This window comes from Kitasatospora sp. NEAU-CNBT7 (assembly GCF_057220535.1).
The window spans coordinates 46,376-72,438 of record NZ_JBXQQB010000025.1; the positions used below are offsets into that span (position 1 = coordinate 46,376).

The following is a 26,063-nucleotide window of genomic DNA, read 5'->3' on the forward strand; positions in this document are numbered from 1 at the left end:
TCAGGCCGCGATCTGCTCGCCGGTCAGCGCCGGGACGAACTGGTCCAGTTCGGCCCGCCAGTAGCGGGCGACGTTCAGCCGGGTCGGCTTCTGGTCGCCCGGGAAGCTGAACCGCAGCGAGCTCCACAGGGTCCGCCGGCGCACGTCGGAGACCAGCCCGCGGGCCTGCTCCAGCGGGATGACGTGGACCAGCTCCTTGGGCTTGTTGGCCAGCCGGCCCGCCCGGTGCACCACGACCACGCGCTCGGTCAGCGTGACGAAGTAGTACTTCACGAAGAACTGGCCGATCAGGCCCAGCTCGTTCATGATCCACGGGCTCGGCCCGGTGATGGTGTGGAAGGTGACCACGGGGCGGTCGTTCGGCTCGATCGCTGCGATCGCCTGGGCGACCTGCTCCTGCATGGTGGACTTGCGGATCGCCATCTGGCGTGTGCTCCTGGGCTGTTCGGGCACCGGAGGCGGTGCTGCTCGGAGCGGGGACAGTACCGGTGGTCGAACACCTGCCTCAACGGCCAAAGCGGGCATCTTGCCGGAACATCCAAAATTCATCCGGCCGCAACCGGGCGGTGGGGTGTCACCCACCGTCCCGGGTGCGGCCGGACGGACCCGCGCGGCGCCTCCCGGCGGACCGTCAGCCGAGCGTGACCGGCTGCGCGGCGGCCGCCGCCAGCACCGCCCCGGTGGTGACCACCTTGGCGAACCGCATGGTGTGCAGCGCGGCCGCGGTGGCCCGGGAGAGCTCGGCGGCCGGGATCGACTCGCCGTCCGGGCCGGCCATCGCGAAGGTGTGCATCGCGTCGATCGGGAAGACCACGTCGTAGCCGAGGTTGCCGCCCATCCGCGCGGTGGTCTCGTTGCAGACGTTGGTCATGATCCCGATCATGACCAGCTGGGTGGCGCCCCGCGCCCCGAGCCAGGCGTGCAGGTCCGGCGTGCCGTAGAAGGCGCTGTTCACGGTCTTGGTGACGTGCAGGTCCGGGGTGACCGCGGCCGCCACCGGCTTCAGCTCGTAGCCCGGCGTCCCGGGGGTGAGCGGGCCGCTCGCGGAACGGTGCTGCACCGTCACCACCGGACGCCCGGTCGCCTGCCAGACCTCGATCAGCTCGCCGATCCGCTGCTCGGCCTCCGGGTTGTCCCGCTCGCCCCAGTACTCGTACTCCTCGAAGCCCTGCTGGACGTCGATCACCACCAGGACGGCGTCGGCGGCGAGTTCGAGCGGGGCGTTGAATGCGCTGGTGTTCGTCATGGCTCCATCCTGCGGGCGGTGCCCGCCCCGCCGTGATGGGCAGAAACGACTACCATCGATATGATCCTGCCATGCGCACCGTGGGCTGTCCGATCTTCGACGGGGTACGGGCCTTCGACTACGCCGTGATCGGCGAGGTCTGGTCCAACCGGCTCTCCCCGGCCGGCCTGCCCGTCTTCGACCTGCGGGTCTGCGGGCCCGACCGGCGGCCGGTCCGGCTCGGCGGCGGCCTCGAACGCCGGCCGGACGACGCATTCCCCGGCCTGCTCGACTGCGACCTGATCGTCGTCCCCGGCGTCACCGACCCGTTCGCCCCCGCCGACCCCCGGCTGCTCGACGTGCTGCGCGAAGCCCACGCCCGGGGCATCCCGGTCGCCTCGCTGTGCGCGGGCGCGTTCGTCCTCGCCGAGGCCGGACTGCTGGACGGCCGCCGGGCCACCACCCACTGGTGGCTCACCGACGACCTCGCCCGGCTCCACCCGGCGGTGAACGTCGACCCCGAGGTGCTGTTCACCGGCGACGGCGAGGTCTGGACCTCGGCCGGCGTCGCCGCCGGCATCGACCTGTGCCTGCACCTGGTGCGCACCGCCCACGGCCAGCAGACCGCCGCCGCCATCGCCCGCTCGATGGTCACGGCCCCGTTCCGCTCCGGCGGGCAGGCCCAGTTCATCCCCTCCCCGGTCCCGGTGGCCGACGCCGACGACCCGCTCGCGGCCGTGCGCACCACCGTCCTCGGCGGCCTCGACACCCCCTGGACGGTGGCCCGGATGGCCCGCCTCGCGGTGATGTCGGAACGCACCTTCGCCCGCCGCTTCGCCGCCGCCACCGGCAGCCCCCCGCTGCGCTGGCTGCTGGAGCAGCGGGTACTGGCCGCCCAGCGGCTCCTGGAGGAGAGCGACCTGCCGGTCGACGAGATCGCCGTCCGCTGCGGCTTCGGCTCCGCCGTCTCGCTGCGCCCGGTGTTCACCCGCCGGGTCGGCCTCGCCCCGCGGGAGTACCGGCGCTCCTTCCGCGGCCGCGACCAGGCCTGACCCGGGCCTGACCCGGGCCTGACCCGGGAGGATCCGGGCCTGACCCGGGAGGACCCGGGACGACCCCGCCGGGGGCGCCGGCAGGCTGCCCGCCCCGCCCCGCCCCGCACGGCCGGGTGCGTGTGCGTGGGCGTGCTGCGCCCGGGGTTGCGGCCCGAGCCGGTCACGTCGCGCATCGCGGCCGCCACCCGCTCCGGCCCAGGGCCGGGCCGTCCGGCAACGGCGTCCCGGACGGAAGCCGGCTGCGTCCGGCGGGCCCGGCCGTGCGCGTCGGCCGCCGGCCCGCGGTGCCGCGGGGAGTGCCGGGGCGGACAGGCACCCGCCGCCGGCGCCGGGGGTGTGCGGACCCCGGTGGCGCCGGCGGCGGGTGGTTCGGGTGGGTGGTCCGGGTCGGGGCCGCGGACCACCCCGGTTCAGGCGGCGACCGGGCTGGTGCTCGGGTACGCGGCCCGCAGCCGGTGCTGGACCTCGGGGCCCGCGCCGAGGTGGTCGAGGCCGAGCAGGGCGGCGCCCAGGACCGGCGGGGCGACCACGATCCGGGTCTCGGCGAGCGGGGCGGCCGCGGCCAGCCGGGCCGTCAGGTTGTCGATCAGCAGCGGGTGGCGGGCGGCCAGCACGCCGCCGCCGAGCACCACAGGGGTGGGCTCGCCCAGCAGGTCGAGCCGGGTGAGGGCGACGACGGCGAGCCGGGCGATCTCGTCGGCCTGGCGGTCGACCAGGTCGAGCGAGGTCCGGTCGCCGGCCTCCGCGGCGGCGAACAGCACCCGGACGATCTCGTGCAGCCGCCCCCGGTCCAGTCCGCCGAGGTGCATGGTCTCGGCGACGGCGGTGGCGCTCGGCAGCCCGAAGTGCCGGGCGATGGCGCCGGCCAGCGCGGTGGGCCCGCCGCGGCCGTCCTCGGCGCGGGTGGCGTGCCACATCGCCTCGGCGGCCAGCCCGCCGCCGCCGCCCCAGTCGCCGGTGAGGTGGCCGAGCGCGGGGAAGCGGGCGGTGCGCCCGTCCGGCAGCAGGCCGACGCAGTTGATGCCGGCGCCGCAGACCACGGCGACCCCGCGCGGGCCGTCGGTGCCGGCCCGCAGCAGGCCGAAGGTGTCGTTGGCGACGTGGCCGGTCAGCCCCCAGCGCCGGGCCTCGATGGCGGCGTGCAGCCGCTGCTCCTCGATCGGCAGGTCGGCGTTGGCCAGGCAGGCGCTGACGTGCGTGGTGAACGGGGTGCCCGGGCTCAGCCCGGCCTGCAGGGCGGCCTCCTCGACCAGCGGGGCGAGCCCGTCGACGGCCTGTTCGGCGCCGTCGAGCTGGGGCTGGAAGCCGCCGCCGCGGGCCGAGCCGAGGACGGTGCCGTCCGCGGCGACCAGCGCGACGTCGGTCTTGCTGTTCCCGGCGTCGATGGCGAGGACGCCGGGGAGCTGTTCCTCCTGACGGTGGTTCATCGGTTCCCCCCGGGGTGGTGCGCGGTGGTCATCTGCCCTCACGCCCAGCTCAGGTGGGAGCGGTTGTGGGCGATCAGCCGGTCGGTGAGCCGCTCGGCCAGGTCGAACTGCCCCACCAGCGGGTGGGCGAGCAGCGCGTCGAAGACCCGGTCGCGGCCGCCCTCGAGCGCGGCGTCCAGGGCGAGCCGCTCGTACGCGGTGACGCCCGCGATCAGGCCGGCGTAGAGCGGTTCGACCGGTCGCTGGGGGAGCGGGCGCACGCCGGTGGGGCCGACCTCGGCGGGGACCTCGATCACCGCGTCGTCGGGCAGGAACGGCAGGATGCCGTCGTTGCGGGTGTTGACGACCTGGACGCTGGTGCCGCCGTCGGTGCCGAGCAGGGCGGAGATCAGCTGGACGGCGGCCTCGGAGTAGAACGCGCCGCCGCGCTTGCCGAGCAGTTCGGGCTTGGTGTCCAGGGCCGGGTCGGCGTACATCTCCAGCAGCTGCCGTTCGATGGCCGCGACCTCGGCCGCGCGCGAGCCCGTGGCCTTGAGCTCCTCCACCACCTGGTCGTGCTGGTAGAAGTAGCGCAGGTAGTACGAGGGCACCACGCCGAGGCGGCGGATCACCGGCAGCGGCAGGTGCAGGTCCTCGGCGATCTGCCCGCCGAAGCCGGCCAGCAGGTCGGGCAGCACCTCGCGGCCGGCGGTCGCGCCCGGCGCGTCCAGCAGGGTGACGCCGCGCTCCCAGGTGAGGTGGTTGAGCCCGACGTGGTCCAGGCGCACCAGCTCCGGGTCCACGCCCAGGTGGGCGGCGAACTTCCGCTGGAAGCCGATGGCGACGTTGCACAGGCCGACGGCCTTGTGGCCGGCCTGCTGAAGGGCCCGGGTGACGATGCCGACCGGGTTGGTGAAGTCGACGATCCACGCGTCGGGGCTGGCCCGGCGGACCTGCTCGGCGATGTCGAGCACCACCGGGACCGTGCGCAGCGCCTTGGCGAGGCCGCCGGCGCCGGTGGTCTCCTGGCCGACGCAGCCGCACTCCAGCGGCCAGGTCTCGTCCTCGTTGCGGGCGGCCTGCCCGCCGACCCGCAGTTGCAGCAGGACGGCGTCGGCGCCCTGGACCCCGGCGGCGACCTCGGTGGCGGTGCTCACCCGGGCGTCGTGGCCCTGCTTGGCGAAGATCCGGCGGGCCAGGCCCGCGATCAGCTCCAGCCGGTCGGCGGCCGGGTCGATCAGGACGAGTTCGCCGACCGGGAGGGTGTCCCTCAGCCGGGCGAAGCCGTCGATCAGCTCCGGGGTGTACGTGGAACCGCCGCCGACGATTGCCAACTTCAGTGCGGACATCAGCCCTTGACCCCTGTCAGTGTGACGCCTTCGATGAAGGCCTTCTGCGCGAAGAAGAACAGCACGAGCACCGGGGCCGTCACGAGCAGCGTGGCGGCCATGGTGAGGTTCCAGTTGGTGTGGTGGGCGCCCTTGAACGACTCCAGGCCGTAGCTGAGCGTCCAGGCGCCGGCGTTCTCGCTGGCGTAGATCTGCGGGCCGAAGTAGTCGTTCCAGCAGTAGAAGAACTGGAACAGCGCGACCGCCGCGATGGCGGGCTTCGCCATCGGCAGCACCACCCGCAGCAGGGTCCGCAGGTCGCCGCAGCCGTCGATCCGGGCGGCCTCCAGGTACTCCTTGGGGATGGTCAGCAGGAACTGCCGGAGCAGGAAGATGGAGAACGCGTCGCCGAAGGCCATCGGGATGATCAGCGGCCAGAGCGAGCCGGTCAGGTGCAGCTGCTTGGCCCAGAACAGGTACATCGGGATGACGGTGACCTGCGGGGGCAGCATCATCATCGAGATGACCGCCATCAGGGCCAGGTTGCGGCCGCGGAAGCGGAACTTGGCCAGCGCGTAGGCGACCGGGAGGCTGGAGAGCACGGTCAGCGCGGTGCCGGCGGCGGCGTACAGCAGGGTGTTGCGCCACCAGGTGAGGAAGCCCGGGGTCTGCCAGACCTTGCTGTAGTTGCCCCAGTGCCACTCGGTGGGCCACAGGTCGGCGGTGAGCGCCTGCCGGTCCGACATCACCGAGGTGAGCAGCACGAAGACGAAGGGCAGCAGGAAGAACAGCGCGGCGGCGATGGCGAGCGAGTGCACGGCCACCCAGTGCAGGGCGGCGCGGCGCCGGGCCGCCTTGGCGGCGGTGGACCCGGCCCGGACGGGCAGGCGCACGGCGGAAGTGAGGGTCATGGCTCAGTCCTCGTCGATGAAGCCGGACTTGCGGCGCAGCAGCAGCGACGTGAAGGCCATCGAGATGGCGAACAGGATCACGGCGACCACGCAGGCCGAGCCGGTGTCGAAGCGCTGGAAGCCGAGGTTGTAGACCATCTGCGGCAGGGTCCAGGTGGATCCGTGCGGGTAGCCGGGTTCGAACTGCTGGCCGGAGCCGCCGATCACGCCGCTGGCGACCTTCCCGGCGACGATCGCCTGGGTGTAGTACTGCATGGTCTGGATGACGCCGGTGACCACGGCGAACATGACGATCGGCGAGATGTTCGGGAAGGTCACGTAGCGGAACTTCTGCAGCGGCCCGGCGCCGTCGAGTTCGGCGGCCTCGTACTGCTCCCTGGGGACGTCCAGCAGCGCGGCCATGAAGATCACCATCAGGTCGCCGATGCCCCACATGGCGAGCATGGTCAGGGCGGGCTTGGACCAGCCGGGATCGGTGAACCAGCCGGGCTGGGGCAGTCCGAGTTCGCCGAGCAGGTGGTTGACCGGCCCGGTGCCGGGGTTGAGCAGGAAGGCGAAGGCCATCGTGGCGGCCACCGGCGGGGCCAGGTACGGCAGGTAGAAGGCGGTCCGGAAGAACCCGGCGCCGGTCTTCACCTTGGTGATCAGCAGGCCGATGCCGAGGCCGAAGGCGACCCGCAGGGTGACCATCACCAGGACCAGCCAGAGCGTGTTGCCCAGGCCCGTCCAGAACGACGGGTAGTGGTTCAGGACGTAGTCCCAGTTCTTCAGGCCGTTGAAGGTCGGGGCCGTGAAGCCGTCGTACTTCATGAAGGAGAAGTAGACGGTGGAGACCAGCGGGTAGGCGAAGAAGACGCCGAAGCCGATCAGCCAGGGGGAGAGGAAGGCGGCGGTGCGGGCCGCCTCCCGGCGGCGCTTGGTGCGCAGCGCCGCCGGGACGGGGGTACCGGCGGTGGCCATCGGGGTCACTTCGCCTGGTCGATCGCGGCGTCGATCTCCTTGGCCGTGGCGGCCAGGCCGGCCTTCAGGTCGGTCTGCCTGCCGGCCTCGAACTCGTAGCCGAGGTTCTGCATGGACACCTGGTAGGCGCCGCCGTTGACGCTGGCGGGGGTGGTGCCGGAGTTCGGGTTCTTGGCGATGTCGATGAAGGTGCGGAAGTTGGCGTCGGCGTCCAGCTTCGGCGAGTTCAGCGCCGCGAGGGTGCTGGGCACGTTGTGGATGGCGTTGGCGAAGGAGACCACCGCGTCGGTGTCGGTGGTCAGGTACTTCACCAGCTCCCAGGAGGCGGTCTGCTTCTTGCTGCCCTTGGCGATGCCGATGATGGTGCCGGTCTGGTAGCCGCGGCCGTAGCTGGCGGCCTGGTCGTCGGGCACCGGGAACGGTGCGGTGGCCCACTCGAAGTCGGGCTTGTCCTCGGCGAGGGAGGCGGTGCGCCACTCGCCGTCGATGGCCATCGCCACCTGGCCGGTGGTGAAGGGGTTCTTGGCGCTGAACTCGTCGCCGAAGCCGGTGCGGTACTTCTCCAGCTTGTCGAAGCCGCCCAGCTTGTCGACCAGCCCCTTCTGCCAGGTGTACATCGCGGCGACCTTGGGGTCGGTGGCGATGTCGGACCTGCCGTCGGCGCCGAAGTAGCCGGGGCCGTACTGGCCGAGGAAGTGCGAGGGGGTGGACTCGTAGCCGTGGTAGTTCGGCATGAAGCCGAGCTGCTTGAAGCCGTCGCCGTCGGCCACGGTCAGTTTGACGGCGTCGGCCTCGAACTCGCTGAAGGTCTTCGGCGGCGCGGTGATCCCGGCCGCGGCGAAGGCGGTCTTGTTGTAGTACAGGCCGTAGGCGTCGCCGAGCAGCGGCAGCGAGCACTGGTTGCCCTGGAACCGGCTGTACTGGAGCATCGCGGCCGGGAAGGTGGTGGCCGGGTCGATGCCGTCCTTCTGCAGCATCGGCTTGAGGTCCGCCCAGACCCCGGCCGAGCAGAACTTGCCGACGTTGTCGGTGGTGAACGAGGAGACCACGTCGGGGGCGGCGTCGCCGCCGGCCCGCAGCGCCTGCTCGCTCTTGTCGTCGGCGATGTTGCCGACCACCTTGACGTGGATGTTCGGGTGCAGCTTCTCGAAGGCGGCCACGTTGTCGGCGATCGCCTTGACCTCGTTGTCCTGGCTCCAGCCGTGCCAGAAGGTGATGGTCACGTCCTGGCCGGCGGCCGAACCGTCCTGGCCGCCGGCCGCGTTGGTGCCGGTGCAGGCGGTGGCGAGCAGGGCCAGGCAGGCGGTGGAGGTCAGGGCGGCGAGCGCGCGGCGCGTTCTGCGGGTGATGTCCACTGGTGGGTTCTCCTGGAGGTACGGGGGCAGGCGGCATGGCCCGTCGGCCCGTGCGTGGGGGTGCCTTCGGTGGTGGTCGGGTGGGCCGCGGCCCCGAGGGGGAGCCGCGGCGGCTGCGGCTTCATGGCTGGTCGGCGGTGGCCCGGGGTCAGTGCGTCGAGAAGGCGGCGTCCCGGGCGGTGGCGAGGGCGAGTTGCAGGGCGCCGTGCAGGACGGGGGAGCCGGGGACGCCGCTGGAACGCACCTCCGGCCGGGGGATGGAGATCCTGGCGAGCGACTCCTGGACCAGCTCGCGCAGCCGTTCGCCGCCGGCCGTCGGGATGCCGCCGGCCAGCACCAGCAGCTCGGGGTCGACCACGGAGACGATGGCGGCGAGGCCGACCGCGAGCCGGTCGGCGAGGACGGCCAGGAACTCCTCGCCGCCGGGCGTCCCCGGCGCCAGGGCGACCGCGGCCTCCGCGGTCGGTGCGCCCAGCCCGTGCTCGCGGGCCAGCGCCAGGACGGCGGGGGCGCCGGCCAGTTCCTGGAAGCCGCCGGAGTTCTTGCGGCGGACGTCGTGGACGACCGGGGAGCCGGGCACCGGCATGTAGCCGACCTCGCCGGCGCCGCCGGTGAAGCCGCGGTGCAGCCGGCCGGCGATCACGATCGCGGCGCCGATGCCCTCCTCGGCCCAGAGCAGTACGAAGTCCTCGCTGCCGCGGGCGGCGCCGGCGGCCTGTTCGGCGATGGCGGCCAGGTTGACGTCGTTCTCGATGGTGACCGGCGCGCCGATCGCCCCGGTGAGTTCCGCGACCAGCCGCGGTGAGTGCCAGCCCGGCAGGTGGGAGGCGTACCGCAGCTTGCCGGTGACCGGGTCGAGTGCGCCGCCGATGCCGAGCACCACCTGGTGCAGGCTGCCCTCGGCGAGCCCGGCCGCGGCCACGGTGCGGGCGAGTGCCTCGGCGACCCGCGGCACGGTCCCGGCGGCGGGCCAGCCCTTGGTGGGCACCTGCTGCTCGGCCAGCGTGTTGCCGGTGATGTCGGCGACCGCGATCCGGATGTGGGTGGTGGTCACGTCCAGCCCGGCGACGTATCCGGCGGCCGGGTTGACCTGGTACAGCTGCGCGTTCGGCCCGGGGCCGCCGGCGGTGGTGCCGACCGGGACGACCAGTCCGGCGGTCTCCAGCCGGGCCAGCAGCTGGGAGGCGGTGGGCTTGGACAGGCCGGTCAGGGTGCCGATCTGGGTGCGTGAGAGCGGGCCGTTGGCCAGCAGCAGTTCGAGCGCGGCGCGGTCGTTGATGGCGCGCAGCAGGCTGGGGGTGCCGGCCAGCGGCGAGCGGGAGCGGGTGTTGTCGGTCACGGCCCGATCCTCCTCTGCCGACGGGGGGCTGTGCTGCCCGGGGCTGGTTGCCAGGTGAACTGTTAGGAAAGTTTCCAATTCCTTGGGAGGACCGTAGATCCCGGCCCGGCCGGGTGTCAATGGCCCTGCCGCGCCCGATCCGCGAACGTGCCCGGAAAAGCCCGGAGCCCCGCTCCCCACGAGGGGGAACGGGGCTCCGGGCCGACGGCCCGCGGCGCTCAGCCGCCCGCGGGCGCGGCGCCGTCCGGCGCCTGCGGCGGGATCGGCTTGGCCGCCAGCGACCGCAGCGAGCCCGGGTCGGCCAGCACCGACGGCGGCAGGATGTCCACGGCCGGCGCGGCCGCGGCCACGGCCGCCGGCGCCGGCTCCTCCTTCAGCTTCACCCCCGCGAGGTCGAACGCCGCCTTCAGCCGCAGCCGCAGCGTGCGCGAGATCAGCGCCGCGTTCCCCGGCGAGCAGCGCGCCTCCAGCCGCAGCACCACCGAGTCCGCCGCCACCGACTCCACGCCCAGCACCTTCACCCGGCCCCAGATCAGCTCGTCGAACGGGGACTCCTTGGTCAGCTGCGCCGCGGTCTCGGCGATCAGCGCCTCGACCCGCTCCAGGTCCTCCCGGTAGCCGACCTGGACGTCCACGGCGGCGGTCGCCCAGCCCTGGCTCATGTTGGCGATCCGCTTCACCTCGCCGTTGCGGATGTACCAGATCTCGCCGCCGGTGCCGCGCAGCTTGGTCACCCGCAGGCCGACCTCCAGCACCGTGCCGGTGGCCACCCCGGTGTCGATCTCGTCCCCGACGCCGTACTGGTCCTCCATGATCATGAAGACCCCGGACAGGAAGTCGGTCACCAGGTTGCGGGCGCCGAAGCCGATCGCCACACCGGCGACACCGGCGCTGGCCAGCAGCGGCGCCAGGTTCACCCCGAGGGCGGAGAGCACCATCAGCGCGGCGGTCCCCAGGATGGTGAACGAGGCCACGCTGCGCAGCACCGAGCCGATCGCCTCCGAGCGCTGCTGGCGGCGCTCGGTGTTGACCATGCCGCTGTTGGCCAGCAGCCCGCCCAGCCGGCCGAGCTCGGCCTCGGCCTCCGAGGGGCGGCCCATCCGGGCGATCAGCTTGTCGATCAGCTTGCGGACCATCGCCCGCAGCACCAGGGCCAGCAGCACGATGAACAGGATCCGCAGCGCACCCTCGACCCAGCCCTGCCAGTTCGCGTCGAGCCAGCTCGCGGCCTGTTTGGTCGAGCTGCTCACCTCGTCCGCGCTGGTCGGCAGGGTGAACGTCAGCGACGGCGAGGCGGGGGCGGGTGAGGGGGTGGCGTCAGCGAGCAGGCTGACCGGGGCGGACCGAACCACGTGCAGGGCTTCCTTCCGGGCGGGAGCAGTAACGGGCCGCCCGGCCGGGGCGGACCGTTCCCGCAACCCTAGCGGCCGATCCCCGCCCGGGCGGACGCGCCGTCAGCCGGCCGGACTCCCCTGCACCCGCTCCCACCAGGCATCCCGGGTGCAGGGGAGGCGACGGTTGGGCATACCGGGTATGACGGAACGCACACCGGCGTGCGTGGATAGCAGCACTGTCCGTTACCGAACGATCTGTTAGGAAGGAAATGGTGGCGCCACACGAAGACGTAAGGCGACACTGGGGGAGATCGCGCTCAAAATGCGCGGTCACCCGCTCGTCCCGGCGCGAGCCACGCGCCGCAGGCGTCCAAGGAGGCCTCCGTGCCGCATGTCCTGGTCCTCAACGCGTCGTACGAGCCACTCGGCGTCGTATCGATGCGCCGCGCACTCATCCTGGTCCTCAGTCACAAGGCGGTCTGCCTGGAGGACTCCGGAATCACTCTGCACAGCGCCACCAGCGCCGTCCCGGCGCCGTCCGTCGTCCGACTGACCCGTTTCGTCCGGGTCCCCTACCGCGGGCCCGTCCCGCTCACCCGCCGCGCACTGTTCGCCCGTGACCACGGGCGCTGCGTCTACTGCGGGGCCGCCGCCACCAGCGTCGACCACGTCATCCCGCGCAGCCGGGGCGGCCAGCACCGGTGGGACAACGTGGTCGCGGCCTGCCGCCGCTGCAACCACACCAAGGCCGACCGGCACCTCACCGAACTCGGCTGGCGGATGAAGCACCCCCCGGCCGCGCCGAGCGGCCTCGCCTGGCGGGTGATCGGCACCGGGATCAAGGACCCGCGCTGGCGCCCCTACCTGGAGCCGTACGGCGGTCTCGACCAGCTGCACCAGCAGCTGAGCGGCTTCGAGCACCACGACCATACCGACACCGGGGGCGTCCTGCCGGGCCCGCACGGCCGGTCCCGCCCCATCCGCCGCGGTGAGCAGCCCGAGCCGCTCTCCGCCTGACAGACAAGGGCCTGCCCGACACATCAATCGGTACGCCTCATGGGCCGCCTGTGCACCCCCAGCGGGAGCGCAGGCGGCCCGCCGTCTGCCCCGGGGACCCCGACACGGCGGTCGCGCCCGGCGCACGGAAGCTCACCAGGGCGCGCGGAGCCTCCCGCACGCCGCAGCCGGACCGCAGTCGGCCCGCCGGAGGGCTCCCGGGGGCCGCCCGGGTGTCACGGCGTGACCGCGTAGGCCTCCACGCCCCAGAGCGAGTAGCCGTAGGCGGTAGCCCTGGCCACGCCCTGGACCCGCAGGTACTGGGTGTCCGGGGCGTCGAAGCGCACCGTCTCGGTGCCGCCGGTGCTGTCGTCCACCACGGCCGCGGTGGTCCAGGTGACACCGTCCGGCGAGGTCTCCAGCCGGTACGCGGAGGCGTACGCCTCCTGCCAGTGCAGTACCGCCGAGCCCAGCCGGACCTTCTGCGGCAGCTTGATCTGCACCCACGCGTCGTCCGTCGCCTTGGCGGACCAGCGGGTCTTCGGGTCGCCGTCGGTGACCGCCGAGGCGGGCTGGGACGCCGACGCGTCGCCGGAGGAGCTGGCGGTGCCGGTCCTGGCCAGGTCCGGGCCGCCGGTCGGCGGCACCACGTGCACCTGGAGCACCTGGCGCACGGTCAGCGTCCCCACGGTGAAGGTGATCGGCACCTGGTAGGTGCCCGAGGGCGTGGTCGCCGCCGCGGTGACCAGCACCGGGGACCCGACCTTCGCGCCGCGCGGCACCGTGACGGCCCCCGCCGGGGTCACCGTCAGCCCCTGGGCGACGGCCGGCACCTCGGCCTTCAGCTGGCCGGCCGCGCCCTCCGGGCGGCCCGCCTCCAGCACGGCCTTGGTCTGCGCCGGGGCCGTCTGGCCGGCCACCACGTCGAGGGTGGCGGCGGACAGGCTGAGCCGGGCGGCCGGGACGTCGGCGTACCAGGGGATGATCTGGTTGACCACGGGGGCCTCGCCGCCCGGCTCCCAGACCAGCCGGATCGCCTCGGCCGGGACGCCCCCGCCCGGCAGCTCGTTGTAGCCGGGCTTCACCGCGCCGATCGCCACCCAGCTGCCGTCCGGGCGCCGCACCTCGGCGGTGGCCGCGGCCCGGACCGTCGGGTCGGTGAGCACGGTCACCCGGTCCAGCGGGCGCGCCGCGCCCAGCTCGACGGTCAGCGGCGCGGTGGCGCTGTTCGGCGCGCCGGCCGCCCGCCAGGCGGTGTCCGGGTCGCCGTCCAGTACGGCCGCCGCGGAGGAGCCCGGTGCGGCGGGCGGCGCGCTGACGCTCGCCGGGCTGTCACCGGGCGCGGCCACGGTGAACTCGCGGATCGCCACCGCGGTCTTCTGCCCGGCGGTGGCCCGCAGCCGGACGGCCTTGGCGACCGTGCCCGCCGGGGCGTCCACCGAGATGCTCTGCTGGTTGTGCACCCGGGCCAGCTGGCGCCAGCCGCCCGACCCGGTGGAGTACTCCAGCACCGCGTCGCGCAGGTAGTCCCCGGCCGCGGCGGCCGCGTCCGGGCCGTCGCCCCACGACCCCATCAGGACGGTGACCCGGCCGATCGGCCGGGCGGTGCCCAGGTCCAGTCCGACGGTGTCGCCCGCGGTCGGCGGTCCGGCGCTCCAGTAGAAGGTGGAGGCGTCGCCGTCGGCCATCAGCCCCGGCACGTGGTCGTGCGCACTGCCGAAGGTGGTGGCGGCGGTCGCGCCGCCGGCGGTGATCCCGGACCAGGTGTCGGCGGACTGCACCGCCCGTTCGAGGAAGCCGTCCAGCACGCTGCCGCCGATCGTCACCGGGCTGGCGTCCAGCTGCTCGCGCAGGCTGCGCAGCCGGATCCGGTCGTCCCAGGCGGCGTTGCCGTCCCCGCCGCGCTGGGCCACCAGCATGTCGACGGCGGCCTGCCCGGCCTGCCCGTACGCGGCGAGCTTGGCCAGCCACGGGCCGGTCTCGGGGCCGATCGCGTCGCCCGACAGCACCTGCGGGGCCGAGGTCATGGTGGCGAACGCGTCCCGCAGCGGGCCGGCCGCCTCGGTCAGCTTGGCCAGGTCGGGCGGGGTGCCGCCGGTCGGCTCCAGGACCGCCCAGAACCGCTCCAGCAGCGGCGCCAGGTAACCGGACTCCTCCCGGGACAGCGGGGAGGAGGAGCTGTTGCCGGCCAGCGCGGTGAGCGCCGCCAGCTCGGCCGGGTCGGCGGCCAGCGCGTGCAGCGCGGCGCGCCAGGAGTCCAGCGGCTGGTAGCCGTCCGGCTGCCAGCCGAAGTCCGCGGCGGTCGCCAGCGGGAGCCGGGAGGCGACCGGCTGGCTCATCGCGGCCGTCAGCAGCACCGCCGAACGCTTGGCCACCGCGGCGTCCCGGCCGGTGTAGGCGCCCAGGTAGAGCCGCTCCGGGGTGGAGTCGTTCACCGGGTAGTTGTCCATCGTCACCAGCGGCCGGCTGAACAGCGCCGCGGTGTCGTCGAGCTGGCTGCCCGCCACCTTCGCCGGGATGGCCGCCCCGCCGCTCCACGCCACCAGGACGTCCACCGGCAGCGCCGCCGCCAGCGCGCTGCGGTACGGGGTGGCGCCCTGCTTCTGGTACTCCGTCGGCATCACCGACAGCGGTGCCATCTCCGGCTGCTTGGACAGCCGCTCGCGGACCTTGCCGACCAGCCCGGCCTGCGCCTTGGCGGCGGCCGCCGGCCCGGTGCCGAAGAGCTTGCGGTCCGCCCCGCAGTGCCACTCGTCGTAGCTGGCGTCCAGGAACTGCAGCTGGAAGGAGCGGAAGCCGATCCGGCGCAGCGACTCCAGCTTGGCCAGCAGCGCGTCGACGTCCTTGCCGGAGCTGTAGCAGAACGACTGTCCGGGGTCGATCGCGTAGCCGAGGGTGACGTGGTTGGCCCGGGCCCGGGCGGCCAGCTCGGCCAGCTCCTGGGCCTGCGCCGCGGGGTAGGCCTCGCGCCAGCGGGACAGCCGGTACGGGTCGCCGCCCGGCGCGTACAGGAAGAAGTTCTGCTTGGTGCGGCCGAGGAAGTCGATCTGCGCCAGCCGCTCCGCGGCGGTCCACGGGGTGCCGTAGAAGCTCTCGGCGGTGCCGCGCACGGGGGCGCCGCTCGGCCAGTCCCGGACCGCGATGCCGGGGAAGCCCTTGGCGCCCTCGCCCTGCCCCTGGCCCGGGGCGAGCGGGGAGAGCAGCTGGCGCAGGCTCTGCGCGGCGTAGAAGGTGCCGGGGCCGTCCGCACCCGCCAGCACCACCGCGCCGTACGTGCCGCCCCCGGCGGCGGGCAGCTGCCCGGCCGCCAGGACGTACCCGCCGGCCGGCAGGCCCGCGCTGTCCTGGCCGGCGCCGCCGGCGGCGGCCAGGTCGTGCAGCATCCGGTCCGCCTGCGCGCCCGCTGCGCCCACGTACACCACCAGCGAACCGGCGGCGGGCGACGGCGCCTCCGGCATCGGCGTCACCTCGGCGGCCCCGGCGGAGGCCAGCACCTGCCGGACCACGTCGAGCGCCGCCGGGTCCGCGCCGTCACCGGTCACCAGGCTGACGGCCTGCGGTACCGAGACAGGCCGGCCGGCGGACTTGAGCTGCTGCGGGCGCGGGTACACCTGCGGGTCGGCGATCGAGCCGAGCGGGGTGACCTCGGCGGGCGCGCTGGCCACCCGCTGGTCGCCGGGCGGGGCGGCGTACCCGGGCGGCGCGGTGATCAGCAGGCCGCCGACCACGGCGGCGGCCGAGAGCGTCGCGGCCAGCTGCAGGGTGCTGCTGCGGCGGCCGGACCGGCGCTCGGCGCGCACCGAGGCGAGCAGCGGGGCGGTGCCCTTGATGTCGGCGATGAACCGGTCGGCGGCCCTGGGGGCCAGCTGGCGGGCGGTCCGGGCGGCGGTCCGGCGGGCGGCCAGCGCGGCCGGGTGCCACAGCACCTCGCGCAGGGCGGGGCTGTGCTCGATCCGGTGCCTCAGCCGCCGTCCCGCCGCCTCAGAAACGCGCGCCTGCACAGGAGCCTCCTCGCACCGAAAGCGCAGCTCACCGACCGCCGCCGCGGATCACCGAACTGCCGCACCACTCTGACCCGCCTCGGCGGCCCAGCCCACCAGCTACCTCGTCCGGTGTCAACGCCGTTGGCTTCATTGCGATGAATGTCGGAATTGTCGTCGTCTCGGCCGGCCGGGCCGGTCCCGGGGCGGCAGGGCCCGCTCCTGACCGAACCCGGTGACGGGCCTGTCCCGAGGGGCCATAGTTACCGTCACTGACGGATGTTCACGACCGGCGTGGACACCGGACCTCCTGATGGACGGTGCAGCTCGATGGGTCGACGGGTCTATCGGGCCGCCCGTGCGCGCAGCGGCGCCCTGCCGGGCGCCCTGTCCGGCTCCGCCGGGCTGGCGCTCGCCGCCCTGGCCCCCGCGCCCACCTGGTTCGGCCGAATCTCCGTCGTGCTGGCGGCCGTGCTCGGCGCGACGGCGGCCGCCCTGCTGGTACGGGCCCGGACGGTGCTGCGGATCGGCCCGGCCGGCCTGTTGCTCGCGCTCCCCGGCGCCCGCCCGGCCGCCGGGCGGATGACACTGCCCTGGCGGCACGTCAGGTCGCTGGCCTTCCGGGAGATCAGGCTCTGCGGCGTCGACGTCCCGTTCCTGACGGTCGGGTTCGCGGCCGAGGACGCCGCCGCCCCGCCCGACCTCGATCTCGGCGACGCGGACGGGATCGCGCTGGCCGGCCTCCCGGTGCGAGGCTGGGCACCGGACCTCGCCCGCGTCTCGGCCCTGCTGGCCGTGTACGCGCCCGGGCTGGAGATCCGCGGGCCACTGCCGGCGGAGCTGCGCCGCCGGGAGGAGCAGCGGGCGGCCGACGCGAGCGACCGGGCGGCTCGGCCCTGGGGGGCCGACCTCGCGGGGGTCGCCCGGTTCGGCTGGGAGTACCTCGGCGGCGCCGTCGCGTGGGTCCTGCTGGTCCTGGTGTTCTTCGGCCTGGCACAGCCGGACCTCTCCGCCCGCTTCGGCCACGGCCGGCCGGGCGTCTGGACGGTCACCGGCAGCCGCTGCGGCGCCGACGGGAGCTGCAACACCTGGGGCGACTTCGCGAGCACCGACGGCGGGCCGGCCCGCGGCCACCTCACCCTGCGGGGCGCGCCCGGCCCGCTCCCCCCGGGGCAGCGGTACGCGGCCGTCGACGTGGGCGCGCCCGAGCGGGTCTACCCGCCCGGCGGCGGTGGCGGCTGGCTGAGGAGCGGCCCGCTGGTGCTGTTCCTCGCCGCCGTACTCGCCGCCTGGCTGTGGGCGGTCCCCGTCCGGGCGGCGAAACGTTTCCTGGCCGGAACCCCGGCCGACTGACCCTTCGACCACCAGGAGCAGATCAGGTGGAATCCGGCGTATTGGTGTTCACCCAGTCCCGCGGGGAGCGGCTGCGGATCCTCGGCCTCTCACTCGTGGCCGGAGCGGTCGTGGCCCTGATCGGGTACGCGGTCCCGGGCGGCCGGGGAACCGCCGCCGCGGCCGTGGCGGTGCTGTGCGGCGTGGCAGCCCAGGCCGGGGTGTGGATGTACAACGCGGGCTCGACGTCGCTCGGTCCGGACGGTGTCCGGATGAGCCGGGGAGGGCTGATGCGGCGCTCCGTGGCCTGGGACGAGGTCGGGTCGATCGACGTGCAGGAGTCCGCCCATCCCGGCTTCGGCGTCATCAGGACGGTACAGCTGCGCACCCTCGACGGACGCGATCTGCGCATGCCCCCGCTGGAGGACGGGATCCGGCGCGGCGATCCCTCCTTCGACGACAAGTACGCCGCGATGGTGCGGTACTGGCAGTCGGTCAGGCCGGGAGCCTGGCCGCGGAAGGAGGGGACATGATGTCCGGAACGGGCCCCGGCTCCGGGGCGTTCGCCTGGACCGGGGTGGTCCTGCTGCTCGCGGGTGCGCTCCTGGCCTCCGACCTGGGCGGGGCCGCCGGGCGGCTGCTCGCCTTCCTCGGCCGGATCCTTCCCGCCCGCAGGGCCACGGCGGACACGCTCAGGTGGGTGGGGGCGGGCTGGGTGCTCGTGGGTCTGATGTTCATCGCTCCTGCCCTGCTGGGTCACTGACGGATGGTCAGTGGAGCCCGGGGCGCCGCCGCCCCGTGTCGGTCGGGGTCGCGGGCCCCCGGTACGGGTAGGACTGTGGCTGTCCGCAGCATCGGGTGCCCTTCAGACCTGTGGGAGCCGCAGAGTGGCAGCATTCCTGGACCGTGACGAGACCGGTGGCAACGGGCAGCAGGTGCCCGCCGAGGACAGTCCGGCGCCGCCGCCGGAGCTGGTCGCGCTGGCGCACGCGTACGGGGTGGACAGTACCTACGACCCGGGCAGCGGGCCGGTCCCGGTGGCACCGGACACCCTGGTCGCGGTGCTGGCCGCGCTCGGCGTGGACGCCGCCACCCCCGGGTCGGTCGCGGCGGAGCTGGAGCGGCACCGGGCCGCGCAGGCCGCCCGCCTGCTGCCGCCGTGCATCGTGGCGCGGGCCGGCCGCCGTACCGCGCTGGACGTGCCGGCCGGCGTCCGCCTGGGCATCGAGCTGGAGGACGGCGGCACCTGGACCCTGCCCACCGGCCACTCGCACTGGCTGCCCGCCGACCTCCCGCTCGGCCGCCACCGGCTCACCGCCCGGCTGGGGGAGCGCGAGGGAGCCGCCGCGCTGATCGTGGCGCCGCAGAAGGTCCCGGAGCCGTCCGGCCGCAGCTGGGGCTTCCTGGCGCAGCTCTACTCGGTGCTGTCCGGGCGCTCCTGGGGGATGGGCGACCTGGGCGACCTGGCCGAGCTCGCCCAGTGGGCGGGCAACGAGCTGGGCGCCGGCTTCGTCCAGATCAACCCGCTGCACGCGGGCCTGCCCGGGGCCCCCTCCGACCCGTCGCCGTACCGCCCGTCCTCGCGCCGCTTCGCCGACCCGGTGCACCTGCGGATCGAGGCGGTGCCCGAGCACGCGTACGCCGACCTCGGTGACCTGCCGCGCCGGGCGGCCGCGCTGCGCGAGGAGGTGCTGCGGCACGACGGCCTGATCGACCGGGACGCGGTCTGGGCGCTCAAGCGCCAGGCGCTGGAGATCCTGCACACCGTCCCGCGGGGCGTCGGCCGCGAGGCGGCGTACCGGGCGTTCGTCGCCCGCGAGGGCGAGTGGCTGGAGCAGTACGCCACCTGGTGCGCGCTGGCCGAGGTGCACGGCAGCGACTGGCACCGCTGGCCGAAGGGGCTGCGCCACCCCGGCAGCCCCCAGGTGGTCAGGGCCGGTCAGGAGTCGGCGGCGTCCGTGGAGTTCCACCGCTGGCTGGCCTGGCTGGTGGACGAGCAGCTGGGCCTCGCCCAGCAGGCGGCCGAGCGGGCCGGGATGGCGGTCGGCCTGATCCACGACCTGGCGGTCGGCGTGCACCCGGACGGCGCGGACGCCTGGGCGCTGCAGGACGTCCTGGCCGAGGGCATCTCGGTGGGCGCCCCGCCGGACGCCTTCAACGCGCACGGCCAGGACTGGGGCCTGCCGCCCTGGCGCCCGGACGCGCTCGCGGAGGCCGGCTACGCCCCGTACGCCGAGCTGCTGCGGGCCGCGGCCCGGCACGCGGGGGCGGTCCGGATCGACCACGTGATGGGCCTGTTCCGGCTCTGGTGGGTGCCGGCCGGGCAGCCGCCGACCCGGGGCGCGTACGTGCGCTACGACGCGGAGGCGATGCTCGGCGTGCTGGCGCTGGAGGCGCATCGCGCCGGGACCGCGGTGATCGGCGAGGACCTGGGCACGGTCGAGCCGGGGGTGCGCGAGGAGCTGACGGCCCGCGGCGTCCTCGGGACCTCCGTGCTGTGGTTCGAGCGGGACTGGCAGGACAAGGGCGCGATCCTGCCGCCGGAGCGCTGGCGGTCCGGCTGCCTGGCCACCCTGACCACCCATGACCTGCCGAGCACCGCGGCCCGGCTGACCGGGGAGCACGTCGAGCTGCGGCACCGGCTCGGGCTGCTGGCCCGTCCGCTCGGCGAGGAACAGGCCGAGGCGGCGGCCGAGCTGACCGAGTGGCACGCCGAGCTGATCCGGGCCGGGCTGATCGGCGCCGGCGAGGACCTCACCCCGGAGGCGCTGTACGGCTTCCTGCTCGCCACCCCGGCCGACCTGGTCGGGGTGTGGCTGCCGGACACGGTCGGCGACCCGCGTCCGCAGAACCTGCCCGGCACCTGGGACCAGTACCCGAACTGGCGGCTGCCGGTGGCGGACGCCTCCGGCTGCCCGGTCACCCTGGAGCAGCTGGCCGCCGCGCCCGGGACCGCGCGGCTGGCGGCGCTGGCGCCCCGGCACTCCGGAAGGCGGACCCCGGCGCGCGGGGCCCGGTAGGCGGCCGGTACCTTGGGAAACGTGGACAAGAGGAACGCAATGCGCGCTGGTGCGGTCTCCGCAGCGGCCACGCTGATGATGCTGATGTCGTCGCCCGCCATGGCGCTGGTCCGGGACGACGGTGACGACCCCGGGCAGAGCCTGAGCGTCGCCCAGACGCTCGGTCTGTTCGTGGCGCTCCCGATCGTGCTCTTCGCGGTGATCGCCGGCCTGTGCCTGCTGCCCACGCTCGGCAAGAACAAGAAGTAACGGCAGCCCGTACCGACGACCCCCGTCGCCTCCTCGGAGGCGGCGGGGGTCGTCGTGTCGCAGCGGCCGTCGTGTCGCAGCGGCCGTCGTGTCGCAGCGGCCGTCGTGTCGCAGCGGTCCCGTCCGGGCGGCGGCCCGGACGTTGACGGGGGGTCCGGCCCCGGGTCAGCGGGCGCCCGCCGCGCGGTCCGCCGCCTGGGCCTTCAGCGCGCGCTCGATGCCCGCGCGGGCCTCCACCACCTGCCGGCGCAGCGCCGGGGCCGGGTCGGCCGAGGCCAGCCAGGCGTCGGTGGCGTCCAGGGTGGCCTGCTCGACCTGCGAGGACGGGTACAGGCCGACGATGATCTGCTGGGAGATCTCGTGGCTGCGGGTCTCGTAGATCCCCTTGACCGCGGCGAAGTACTTGGCGGTGTAGGGGGCGAGCAGCTCGCGCTGGTCGGACTGCTGGAAGCCGCCGATGACGGCCTCCTGGACGTAGTTGGTGAGCTCGTCCGACTCCACCACCGAGGCCCAGGCCTCGGCCTTGGCGGCCGCGGTCGGGCGCGAGGCCCGGCAGCTGGCGGCGTGCTCCTGGCCGGCCGCGGTGTGGTCGCGGACCAGCTCGTCGTCGATCGCCTTGTCGTCGGCGCGGCCGGTCGCGACCAGGCGGCCGAGCAGGCTCCAGCGCAGCTCGGTGTCGACGGCCAGGCCGTCCAGCACCGTGGAGCCGTCCAGCAGGCCGGCCAGCAGCGCGAGCTGCTCGTCGGTGCGGGCGACGCCGGCCAGCGTCCGGGCCCAGGCCAGCTGGTGGTCGCTGCCGGGGGCGGCGGCGCGCAGCTGCTCCTCGGCGGCGGCGGCCCAGCGGGCCAGGCCCTGCTCGCGCCAGGCCGGGTCGGCGTAGGCGTCCAGGGCCAGCTTGACCTGGCGCTGCACCGACTGGACCACGCCGATGTCGGACTCCCGGCCGAGGCCGGACAGCGCCAGCGACAGGTAGTCGCGGGCGGCCAGCTCGCCGTCGCGGGTCATGTCCCAGGCGGAGGCCCAGCACAGGGCGCGCGGCAGCGACTCGGTGAAGCCGCCGAGGTGCTCGGTGACGACGGCCAGCGAGCCCTCGTCGAGGCGGACCTTGGCGTAGGACAGGTCGTCGTCGTTGAGCAGCAGCACGGCGGGCTTGGCGCGGCCGGCCAGCTGCGGGACCTCGGTGCGCGCTCCGTCGACGTCGAGCTCGATCCGGTCGGTGCGCACCAGCGCGCCGTCCTGCAGCTCGTAGACGCCGATGGCGATCCGGTGCGGGCGCAGCACGGCCTCGCCCTTGGCGCCGGCCGGGAGGGCCGGGGCCTCCTGGAGGACCGCGAAGGAGGCGATGGTGCCGTCGGCGGCGACCTCGAGGGCCGGGCGCAGGACGTTGATGCCGGCCGTCTCCAGCCAGGCCTTGGACCAGGTCTTCAGGTCCCGGCCGCTGGCCTTCTCCAGGGCGCCGAGCAGGTCGCTGAGGCGGGTGTTGCCCCAGGCGTGCTGCTTGAAGTAGGCGCGCACGCCCTCGAAGAAGGCGTCCTGGCCGACGTACGCCACCAGCTGCTTGAGCACCGAGGCGCCCTTGGCGTAGGTGATGCCGTCGAAGTTGACCTGGACGTCCTCCAGGTCGTTGATCTCCGCCATGATCGGGTGGGTGGACGGCAGCTGGTCCTGCCGGTACGCCCAGGTCTTCATCTGGTTGGCGAAGGTGGTCCAGGAGTTCGGCCACTTGGAGCCGGGCGCCTCGGCCTGGCAGACCGCCTCGGCGAAGGTGGCGAACGACTCGTTCAGCCACAGGTCGTTCCACCACTCCATGGTGACCAGGTCGCCGAACCACATGTGGGCGAGCTCGTGCAGGATGGTGGCGGCGCGGCCCTCGTAGGCGGCGTCGGTGACCTTGGAGCGGAACACGTACTGGTCGCGCAGGGTGACCGCGCCCGCGTTCTCCATCGCGCCGGCGTTGAACTCCGGGACGAAGAGCTGGTCGTACTTGGCGAACGGGTAGGGGAAGTCGAACTTCTCCTGGAAGTAGTCGAAGCCCTGCCGGGTGACCTCGAAGACCGCGTCGGCGTCCAGGAACTCGCGCAGCGACGGGCGGCAGTAGACGCCGAGCGGCACCCGCTGGTCGCCGTTGGCGTACTCGTCGAAGACGCCCACGTACGGGCCGGCCACCAGCGCCGTGATGTACGAGGAGATCCGCGGGGTGGGCTCGAAGGACCACACCTGGGTGTCGCCCTCGCCCGCCGGGACGGGGGTGGGGGAGTTGGAGACCACGACCCAGCCGGTCGGGGCGGTCACGGTGAACCGGAAGGTGGCCTTCAGGTCGGGCTGCTCGAAGCTGGCGAACACCCGGCGGGCGTCCGGCACCTCGAACTGGGTGTACAGGTAGGTCTCGCCGTCGACCGGGTCGACGAAGCGGTGCAGGCCCTCGCCGGTGTTGGTGTACGCGCAGTCGGCGACCACGCGCAGTTCGTTCTGCGCCTTCAGGCCCGGCAGGGCGATCCGGCTGTCGGCGAACAGGGCGAGGTCGAGCGACTCGCCGTTGAGCACGATCTCGGAGACGCTCGGCGCCACCAGGTCGATGAAGCTGTCGGCGCCCGGCGTCGTGGCGGAGAACCGGACCACGGTGGTGGACCGGAACGTGCCCCCCGCCCGGGCGGTGCCCAGGTCGAGGTCGATCTCGTACGCGTCCACGTGCAGGAGCTGGGCCCGGGTGCGGGCCTCCTCACGGGTCAAGTTGGTGCCAGGCACTCGCAGGACTCCTTTGTCAGGCTCGGATGCAGAGGCATCCTCCCATGCCGGGTCCGGCGCGGACCTGCGTATATCCGGGGTCGTGCGGGGGCGCACCCAGGTTTCGGAACGGTCCCGGTTGGCGTTTGACCCGGCGCCGGGTGGGGGGCTGAGCTTAGAGTTCAGAAGTTGAAGCTGAACAGCTGGTTGAGGGATCAACACCGCCGGGTGACGACCACCGAAGCCACGGAGCTCCGCCGCAATGGCGCGGCAGGGGCGGGGACGGTCGAGTCCCCGTGCCCTGGGAGGGTGAATCATGTCGATGGACACACCGGGATCGCAGTCGTCGCTGCACCGGGCCAACCTCGAAAGGGTCCTGCGTGCGGTGCGGATGGCCGGCTCGCTGACCCAGGCCGAGATCGCCCGTGGCACCGGACTGTCGGCCGCCACGGTGTCCAACATCGTCCGGGAGCTCAAGGAGAGCGGGACCGTCGTGGTCGCCGACACCTCCTCGGGCGGGCGCCGGGCGCGCAGCGTCTCGCTCAGCGGGGACGCCGGGATCGTGGTGGGTGTCGACTTCGGCCACACCCACCTGCGGGTCGCGGTCGGCAACCTGGCGCACCGGGTGCTGGCCGAGGAGAGCGAGCCGATCGACGTCGACGTCTCGGCCCAGCAGGGCTTCGACCGGGCCGAGGCCATGGTCGAGCGGCTGCTGACCCAGGCGGGCTTCCGGCCGGACAAGGTGATCGGCGTCGGCCTCGGCGTGCCCGGGCCGATCGACCTGGAGACCGGCGCGCTCGGCTCCACCGCGATCCTGCCCGGCTGGACCGGCATCGCACCGGGCAAGGAGCTGGCCCAGCGCCTGGGCATGGAGGTGCACGTCGACAACGACGCCAACCTCGGCGCGCTGGGCGAGCTGGTCTGGGGCGCCGGGCGCGGGCTCGGCGACCTGGCGTACATCAAGGTGGCCAGCGGTGTCGGCTCCGGGCTGGTGATAAACGGCCAGATCTACCGGGGGCCCGGCGGTACGGCGGGCGAGATCGGGCACATCACGCTGGACGAGGCCGGGCCGGTCTGCCGCTGCGGCAACCGCGGCTGCCTGGAGACCTTCGTCGGCTCCCGCTACCTGCTCAACCTCTTGAACGCCAACCACCCGGGGGAGTTGACCCTGACCAAGGTGGTGCAGCTGGCCCAGCAGGGCGACCTCGGCTGCCGCCGGGTGATCGCCGACGCGGGCCGGCAGATCGGGATGGGCGTGGCCACCCTGTGCAACCTGCTCAACCCGCGCCGGATCATCCTCGGCGGGGACCTCGCCGAGGCCGGTGAGCTGGTGCTTTCCCCGATCCGGGACTCCGTGGCCCGGTACGCGATCCCGAGCGCGGCGCGGCAGCTGTCGGTGGTCCCCGGCACCCTCGGGGGCCGCGCCGAGGTGCTGGGCGCGCTCGCCCTGGTGATGAGCGAGATGGGTGAATCCGGCGCAATCCGGCAGACCGGCCCGGCGGTGGCGGCCCAGGCCTGACCGGTCGGCAGAGGTGGCGCCGGGGCCGGTTGGTCTCGGCTTCGCCTTCAGGAAGATAACGAAAGGGTTCGAATCCCCCGAGTTCCGGTTTTACTTATTGACGACAAGCCGACGAGACGGGTTGACTCCCTTCCACCTCGCCGCAACGTTGCGGCTCTGTCAGGGAGGCACCCCCACCATGAACGCAATGATGCGTCGCGCTGTCATCGGTACCGCCGCGGTCTCGATGGCCCTCTCCATGGCCGCCTGCGGCAAGGCCGGCAGTGACAAGAAGGACAGCGCCGCGTCCGGCGACACCAAGTCGATCGGCCTGCTGCTCCCCGAGAACGCCTCGTCCACCCGTTACGAGTCCTTCGACAAGCCCTTCATCGAGGCCAAGGTCAAGGCGCTCTGCGCGGACTGCAACGTCAAGTACTCCAACGCCGAGGGTTCCGCGGCCAAGCAGAAGCAGCAGTTCGACACCCTGATCGCGCAGGGTGTGAAGGTGATCATCCTGGACGCCTTCGACGCCAAGTCGACCCAGTCCTGGGTCAAGGAGGCGGCCGACAAGGGCGTCAAGGTCATCGCGTACGACCGCCTGGCCACCGGCCCGGTCGCCGCGTACGTCTCGTTCGACAACGAGAAGGTCGGCGAGCTGCAGGGGCAGGCCCTGGTCGACGCCCTGGGTGCCAAGGCCGCCGACGCCAACATCGTGATGATCAACGGTGACGACGCCGACCCGAACGCCGGCAAGTTCAAGGCCGGTGCGCACAAGGTCCTCGACGGCAAGGTCAAGAAGGTCGTCTACGAGCAGTCCGGTGAGTGGAAGCCCACCGTCGCGGGCCAGAAGGTCGGCGCCGCCATCACCCAGCTCGGCAAGGACGGCTTCCAGGCCGTCTACTCCGCCAACGACGGCATGGCCGCCGCGATCATCACCCAGCTCAAGGGCGCGGGCATCACCGTCCCGGTCGGCGGCCAGGACGCCGGCCTCGACGCCATCCAGCGCCTGGTGTCGGGCGACCAGGCCTACACCATCTACAAGGCCTACCGCCCGCTGGCCGACTCGGCCGCCGAGCTCGCCGTCGACCTGCTGCAGGGCAAGGACATCAAGTCCGTCGCCTCCGCCAGCATCGACAGCGACACCGACAAGGGCATCCCGGCCAAGCTGCTCGACCCGAAGGTCGTCACCAAGGCCAACATCAAGGACACGGTGATCGCCGACGGCCTCTACAAGGCCTCGGACATCTGCACCGCGGACTTCGCCGCCGCCTGCACCGCGGCCGGCCTGCAGTAATCCCCCGAGCGGGCGGCGCCTCCCTCCCCGGGAGGCGCCGCCCGCCCCGGCGTGACG

The 26,063-nt window shown here is 73.8% G+C and carries 20 protein-coding genes; 9 read left to right on the forward strand and 11 right to left on the reverse strand.

The annotated features are described in order from the left end of the window. Together AC2TEW_RS27285 and AC2TEW_RS27290 are read right to left on the reverse strand one after the other, a co-directional pair. Complete coding sequence (locus tag AC2TEW_RS27285) at nucleotides 1-423, reverse strand: hypothetical protein (RefSeq protein WP_484626015.1); 423 nt, start codon at nucleotides 421-423, stop codon at nucleotides 1-3. Nucleotides 424-631: 208 nt separating this feature from the next. Further along, nucleotides 632-1,246, reverse strand: coding sequence for a cysteine hydrolase family protein (locus tag AC2TEW_RS27290; protein WP_484626016.1), 615 nt, complete (start codon nucleotides 1,244-1,246; stop codon nucleotides 632-634). A gap of 71 nt (nucleotides 1,247-1,317) precedes the next feature. Here AC2TEW_RS27290 and AC2TEW_RS27295 point away from each other — a divergent pair, with 71 nt between their 5' ends. Next, nucleotides 1,318-2,277, forward strand: a complete 960-nt coding sequence (locus tag AC2TEW_RS27295) for a GlxA family transcriptional regulator (protein ID WP_484626017.1) — start codon at nucleotides 1,318-1,320, stop codon at nucleotides 2,275-2,277. Nucleotides 2,278-2,690: 413 nt separating this feature from the next. Here the strand turns inward: AC2TEW_RS27295 and AC2TEW_RS27300 are convergent, their stop codons facing one another. From AC2TEW_RS27300 to AC2TEW_RS27330, 7 genes are all read right to left on the reverse strand, one after another. Further along, complete coding sequence (locus tag AC2TEW_RS27300) at nucleotides 2,691-3,707, reverse strand: N-acetylglucosamine kinase (RefSeq protein WP_484626018.1); 1,017 nt, start codon at nucleotides 3,705-3,707, stop codon at nucleotides 2,691-2,693. 38 nt (nucleotides 3,708-3,745) lie between these two features. Then, complete coding sequence (locus AC2TEW_RS27305) at nucleotides 3,746-5,026, reverse strand: 6-phospho-beta-glucosidase (protein WP_484626072.1); 1,281 nt, start codon at nucleotides 5,024-5,026, stop codon at nucleotides 3,746-3,748. A gap of 8 nt (nucleotides 5,027-5,034) precedes the next feature. After that, nucleotides 5,035-5,925, reverse strand: coding sequence for a carbohydrate ABC transporter permease (locus AC2TEW_RS27310; RefSeq protein ID WP_484626019.1), 891 nt, complete (start codon nucleotides 5,923-5,925; stop codon nucleotides 5,035-5,037). Nucleotides 5,926-5,928: 3 nt separating this feature from the next. After that, the gene (locus AC2TEW_RS27315) at nucleotides 5,929-6,885 is read right to left on the reverse strand and encodes a carbohydrate ABC transporter permease (protein WP_484626020.1); all 957 of its coding nucleotides are present in this window, start codon (nucleotides 6,883-6,885) and stop codon (nucleotides 5,929-5,931) included. Between the two features lie 5 nt (nucleotides 6,886-6,890). Next, complete coding sequence (locus tag AC2TEW_RS27320) at nucleotides 6,891-8,234, reverse strand: extracellular solute-binding protein (RefSeq protein WP_484626073.1); 1,344 nt, start codon at nucleotides 8,232-8,234, stop codon at nucleotides 6,891-6,893. A gap of 154 nt (nucleotides 8,235-8,388) precedes the next feature. Beyond that, the gene (locus AC2TEW_RS27325; protein ID WP_484626021.1) at nucleotides 8,389-9,579 is read right to left on the reverse strand and encodes an ROK family transcriptional regulator; all 1,191 of its coding nucleotides are present in this window, start codon (nucleotides 9,577-9,579) and stop codon (nucleotides 8,389-8,391) included. Between the two features lie 218 nt (nucleotides 9,580-9,797). Continuing rightward, on the reverse strand, nucleotides 9,798-10,937 hold the full coding sequence (locus tag AC2TEW_RS27330) for a mechanosensitive ion channel family protein (RefSeq protein WP_484626074.1): 1,140 nt from the start codon (nucleotides 10,935-10,937) through the stop codon (nucleotides 9,798-9,800). Between the two features lie 360 nt (nucleotides 10,938-11,297). On the opposite strand from AC2TEW_RS27330, the gene AC2TEW_RS27335 reads away from it, so the two are divergent. Then, on the forward strand, nucleotides 11,298-11,930 hold the full coding sequence (locus AC2TEW_RS27335) for an HNH endonuclease (RefSeq protein ID WP_033824416.1): 633 nt from the start codon (nucleotides 11,298-11,300) through the stop codon (nucleotides 11,928-11,930). A gap of 215 nt (nucleotides 11,931-12,145) precedes the next feature. On the opposite strand, the gene AC2TEW_RS27340 is transcribed toward AC2TEW_RS27335, so the two are convergent. Then, nucleotides 12,146-15,910, reverse strand: a complete 3,765-nt coding sequence (locus tag AC2TEW_RS27340) for a glycoside hydrolase family 84 protein (protein WP_484626022.1) — start codon at nucleotides 15,908-15,910, stop codon at nucleotides 12,146-12,148. Between the two features lie 309 nt (nucleotides 15,911-16,219). On the opposite strand from AC2TEW_RS27340, the gene AC2TEW_RS27345 reads away from it, so the two are divergent. The 5 genes from AC2TEW_RS27345 to AC2TEW_RS27365 all read left to right on the forward strand — a co-directional run bounded on the left by AC2TEW_RS27345 (nucleotide 16,220) and on the right by AC2TEW_RS27365 (nucleotide 20,490). Beyond that, a complete protein-coding gene (locus AC2TEW_RS27345) occupies nucleotides 16,220-17,242 on the forward strand; it encodes a hypothetical protein (RefSeq protein ID WP_484626023.1) in 1,023 nt (340 codons plus the stop codon). A 26-nt stretch (nucleotides 17,243-17,268) separates the two neighbouring features. Continuing rightward, the gene (locus AC2TEW_RS27350) at nucleotides 17,269-17,754 is read left to right on the forward strand and encodes a hypothetical protein (RefSeq protein ID WP_484626024.1); all 486 of its coding nucleotides are present in this window, start codon (nucleotides 17,269-17,271) and stop codon (nucleotides 17,752-17,754) included. Continuing rightward, nucleotides 17,751-17,984, forward strand: a complete 234-nt coding sequence (locus tag AC2TEW_RS27355; RefSeq protein WP_484626025.1) for a hypothetical protein — start codon at nucleotides 17,751-17,753, stop codon at nucleotides 17,982-17,984. Before AC2TEW_RS27350 ends, AC2TEW_RS27355 begins: the two co-directional genes overlap by 4 nt. A gap of 124 nt (nucleotides 17,985-18,108) precedes the next feature. Then, nucleotides 18,109-20,241, forward strand: coding sequence for a 4-alpha-glucanotransferase (gene malQ, locus AC2TEW_RS27360; RefSeq protein WP_484626026.1), 2,133 nt, complete (start codon nucleotides 18,109-18,111; stop codon nucleotides 20,239-20,241). A gap of 21 nt (nucleotides 20,242-20,262) precedes the next feature. Next, nucleotides 20,263-20,490: a hypothetical protein gene (locus AC2TEW_RS27365; protein WP_082527060.1), complete on the forward strand. Its 228-nt coding sequence runs from the start codon at nucleotides 20,263-20,265 to the stop codon at nucleotides 20,488-20,490. 165 nt (nucleotides 20,491-20,655) lie between these two features. Here the strand turns inward: AC2TEW_RS27365 and pepN are convergent, their stop codons facing one another. Continuing rightward, nucleotides 20,656-23,235 carry an aminopeptidase N gene (gene pepN / locus AC2TEW_RS27370; protein WP_484626027.1) on the reverse strand — a complete coding sequence of 860 codons (2,580 nt, stop codon included), beginning with the start codon at nucleotides 23,233-23,235 and terminating at the stop codon, nucleotides 20,656-20,658. Between the two features lie 301 nt (nucleotides 23,236-23,536). On the opposite strand from pepN, the gene AC2TEW_RS27375 reads away from it, so the two are divergent. After that, entirely contained in the window at nucleotides 23,537-24,733 is a 1,197-nt protein-coding gene (locus AC2TEW_RS27375) for an ROK family transcriptional regulator (RefSeq protein ID WP_033824436.1), read from the forward strand. Nucleotides 24,734-24,911: 178 nt separating this feature from the next. After that, a complete protein-coding gene (locus AC2TEW_RS27380) occupies nucleotides 24,912-26,006 on the forward strand; it encodes a sugar ABC transporter substrate-binding protein (RefSeq protein ID WP_484626028.1) in 1,095 nt (364 codons plus the stop codon). Nucleotides 26,007-26,063 lie beyond the last annotated feature (57 nt).